Below are 3,048 nucleotides of genomic sequence, written 5' to 3'. Positions count from 1 at the left end.
CGCTTTCGCGAGCAAGCCCGCTCCCACAAGTACACCGAATGGCATTGCCGCTCAGCGGCCAACGAACCGAATTTGTTAGCACAGGGAGCCTCCCATGCAACCCGAGACACAAGCACGCGGCATCAACATGTCGGCCCTGGGCCGCGACAAGCAGAGCCTGGACCTGGCTCAGGAAACCGTCGCCATCGAAGTGCCCGGCCTGAACCTGTTCTACGGCCAGAAGCAGGCGCTGTATGACGTCAGCCTGAACATCCCGAAGCAGCGCGTTACCGCGTTCATCGGTCCGTCGGGCTGCGGCAAGTCGACCTTGCTGCGCACCTTCAACCGCATGAACGACCTGGTGGACGGCTGCCGCGTCGAGGGCGAAATCAACCTCTACGGCAGTAACATCTACCGCAAGGGCGAAGATGTAGCCGAGCTGCGTCGTCGTGTGGGCATGGTGTTCCAGAAGCCTAACCCGTTCCCCAAAACCATCTACGAGAACGTGGTCTACGGCCTGCGCATCCAGGGTATCAACAAAAAGCGCATTCTCGACGAAGCGGTGGAGTGGGCGCTCAAGGGCGCGGCGCTGTGGGACGAGGTCAAGGATCGCCTGCACGAATCGGCACTGGGCCTGTCCGGTGGTCAACAGCAACGTCTGGTGATTGCCCGTACCATCGCCGTTGAGCCGGAAGTCTTGTTGCTCGACGAACCTTGCTCGGCCCTGGACCCGATCTCGACGCTGAAGGTCGAAGAGCTGATCTACGAGCTCAAATCCAAATTCACCATCGTCATCGTGACCCACAACATGCAACAGGCAGCGCGGGTTTCCGACTACACCGCCTTCATGTACATGGGCAAACTGGTGGAATTCGGCGACACCGACACCCTGTTTACCAACCCGGCCAAGAAGCAGACCGAAGACTACATCACCGGTCGCTACGGCTAGCCGTAGAGCCGCAAGCTTTAAGCTGCAAGCGGCGAGTAAAAGCGATCCGGTAACGACATACATCAGCTTGCAGCTTAAAGCTTGCAGCTCACAGCTTTTGCGGAGCAAAACCATGATTTCGAAGGAAGGCCTTACTCACCACATTTCCGCCCAGTTCAACGCCGAGTTGGAGGAGGTGCGCAGTCACCTGCTGGCCATGGGCGGGCTGGTGGAAAAGCAGGTCAACGATGCGGTGACCGCGCTGATCGAGGCCGACTCCGGCCTGGCCCAGCAAGTGCGCGAGATCGACGACCAGATCAACCAGATGGAGCGCAACATCGACGAAGAGTGCTTGCGCATCCTGGCCCGTCGTCAACCCGCTGCTTCCGACCTTCGTTTGATCATCAGCATCTCCAAATCGGTGATCGATCTGGAGCGAATCGGCGACGAAAGCACCAAGATCGCCCGTCGCGCCATCCAGTTGTGCGAAGAAGGCGAGGCGCCGCGGGGTTACGTCGAAGTTCGCCACATCGGCGACCAGGTGCGCAACATGGTTCGCGATGCACTGGATGCCTTCGCCCGTTTCGACGCCGATCTGGCGTTGTCGGTGGCCCAGTACGACAAGGTCATTGATCGCGAATACAAGACCGCGCTGCGTGAGCTGGCGACCTACATGATGGAAGACCCGCGCTCCATCTCCCGGGTGTTGAGCATTATTTGGGTACTGCGTTCGCTGGAGCGTATCGGCGATCATGCCCGCAACATCTCGGAACTTGTGATCTACCTCGTGCGCGGCACCGACGTGCGGCACTTGGGGCTCAAACGTATGAAGGCCGAAGTGGAGGGCACCTCGTCCGAAACCGCTAATGTTCCGGGCGAAACTGACGATAAGTAAGATTGCCCAAGAAAAGCGCCCGGCCTTCTGGTCGGGCTTTTTTTTGCGGCTTTTTTAATCGAAAGCAGCACCCCGCGAACGAAGAGTCCCGGCGTGACTGAAGGTTTTTGGCAATATGCCATCAGTAAAAGCGGTATGCTTGCCGGGATTTTTTAGAGGTGTATCTGGATGAGTAAGGTCAGTGTGTTGGTCGTGGACGACGCTTCGTTCATTCGTGACCTGGTGAAGAAGTGCCTGCGCAACTACTTCCCGGGCATCCGCATCGAAGATGCAGTGAACGGTAAGAAAGCCCAATCCCTGCTGGCCCGTGAGGCGTTCGACCTGGTGCTGTGCGATTGGGAAATGCCGGAAATGTCGGGCCTGGAGCTGCTGACCTGGTGCCGCCAGCAGGATAACCTCAGGGGCATGCCGTTTGTGATGGTCACCAGCCGCGGCGACAAGGAAAACGTGGTCCAGGCCATCCAGGCCGGTGTTTCCGGATACGTCAGCAAGCCGTTCACCAACGAGCAACTGCTGACCAAGGTCAAGCAGGCCCTGCACAAGGTGGGCAAGCTCGACACCCTGATGAACAGCGCTCCGACCAAAATGAACTCGGCGTTCGGCAATGATTCGCTCAGCGCGCTGACCGGCGGCAAGGCGGCTCCGGTTGCGGCGGCTGCTGCGGCGGTCAATCCGTTTGCCAAGCCTGCTGTCGTTGCAGCTGCCGCGCCTGCCGCAGTTGCGGCTCCGGCCCGCGGCATGCTCAACAGCCCGCCCGTCAAGGCGCCTTCAGCCGCCCCGGCCGGTGCCAATCGTGGTCAGGGCCAGTTGCGCCTCTCCAGCGGCACCCAGCAATGCGTGATCAAGGCCCTGAGCCTCAAGGAAGCGCTGCTGCTGGTCAAACGCACCGACACCCTGCCACAGGTGCTGGAAAGCGCCGTGCTGGACATGGAGCAGGGCGACAACGCCGAAACCGCTCGTCTCAACGGTTACCTGCACGCCATTGTTGCTCACGAGCAGACCCCCGACAGCGAATGGCTGCAACTGACCTTCCGCTTCGTCGATAAAGACCCACAGAAACTCGACTACATCTCCCGCCTGATCGCCCGCGGTACAGCGCAGAAGCACTTCGTACCTGGCGCCTGATTCGGCGGCGCCCTTCAGTCAGTCATCGCGAGCAGGCTCGCTCCCACATTGATCTTTGGTCGCCACGAAATGTGTGCCCACCGCAGATCAGAATGTGGGAGCGAGCCTGCTCGCGATGGGG

Annotated in this window: 3 protein-coding genes; all 3 read left to right on the top strand. The window is 59.9% G+C overall.

Annotation, left to right across the window (positions count from 1 at the left end):
- Positions 1–94: 94 nt before the first annotated feature.
- The 3 genes from pstB to HU811_RS26225 all read left to right on the top strand — a co-directional run bounded on the left by pstB (position 95) and on the right by HU811_RS26225 (position 2,927).
- On the top strand, positions 95–928 hold the full coding sequence (gene pstB, locus HU811_RS26235; RefSeq protein ID WP_092399466.1) for a phosphate ABC transporter ATP-binding protein PstB: 834 nt from the start codon (positions 95–97) through the stop codon (positions 926–928).
- 112 nt (positions 929–1,040) lie between these two features.
- Positions 1,041–1,802: a phosphate signaling complex protein PhoU gene (gene phoU / locus HU811_RS26230; RefSeq protein WP_092399464.1), complete on the top strand. Its 762-nt coding sequence runs from the start codon at positions 1,041–1,043 to the stop codon at positions 1,800–1,802.
- Between the two features lie 168 nt (positions 1,803–1,970).
- Positions 1,971–2,927, top strand: a complete 957-nt coding sequence (locus HU811_RS26225; RefSeq protein ID WP_186658972.1) for a response regulator — start codon at positions 1,971–1,973, stop codon at positions 2,925–2,927.
- Positions 2,928–3,048 lie beyond the last annotated feature (121 nt).

It is taken from the genome of Pseudomonas tehranensis (assembly GCF_014268615.1).
Lineage (GTDB): Bacteria > Pseudomonadota > Gammaproteobacteria > Pseudomonadales > Pseudomonadaceae > Aquipseudomonas > Aquipseudomonas tehranensis.
The sequence above is the reverse complement of the archived record's forward strand: the minus strand, read 5'-3'. Positions and strand labels throughout refer to the sequence as shown.

Coding starts and splice junctions, on each gene's coding strand:
- pstB (WP_092399466.1), top strand. CDS start 95: ATGCAACCCGAGACACAAGCACGCGGCATCAACATGTCGGCCCTGGGC.
- phoU (WP_092399464.1), top strand. CDS start 1,041: ATGATTTCGAAGGAAGGCCTTACTCACCACATTTCCGCCCAGTTCAAC.
- HU811_RS26225 (WP_186658972.1), top strand. CDS start 1,971: ATGAGTAAGGTCAGTGTGTTGGTCGTGGACGACGCTTCGTTCATTCGT.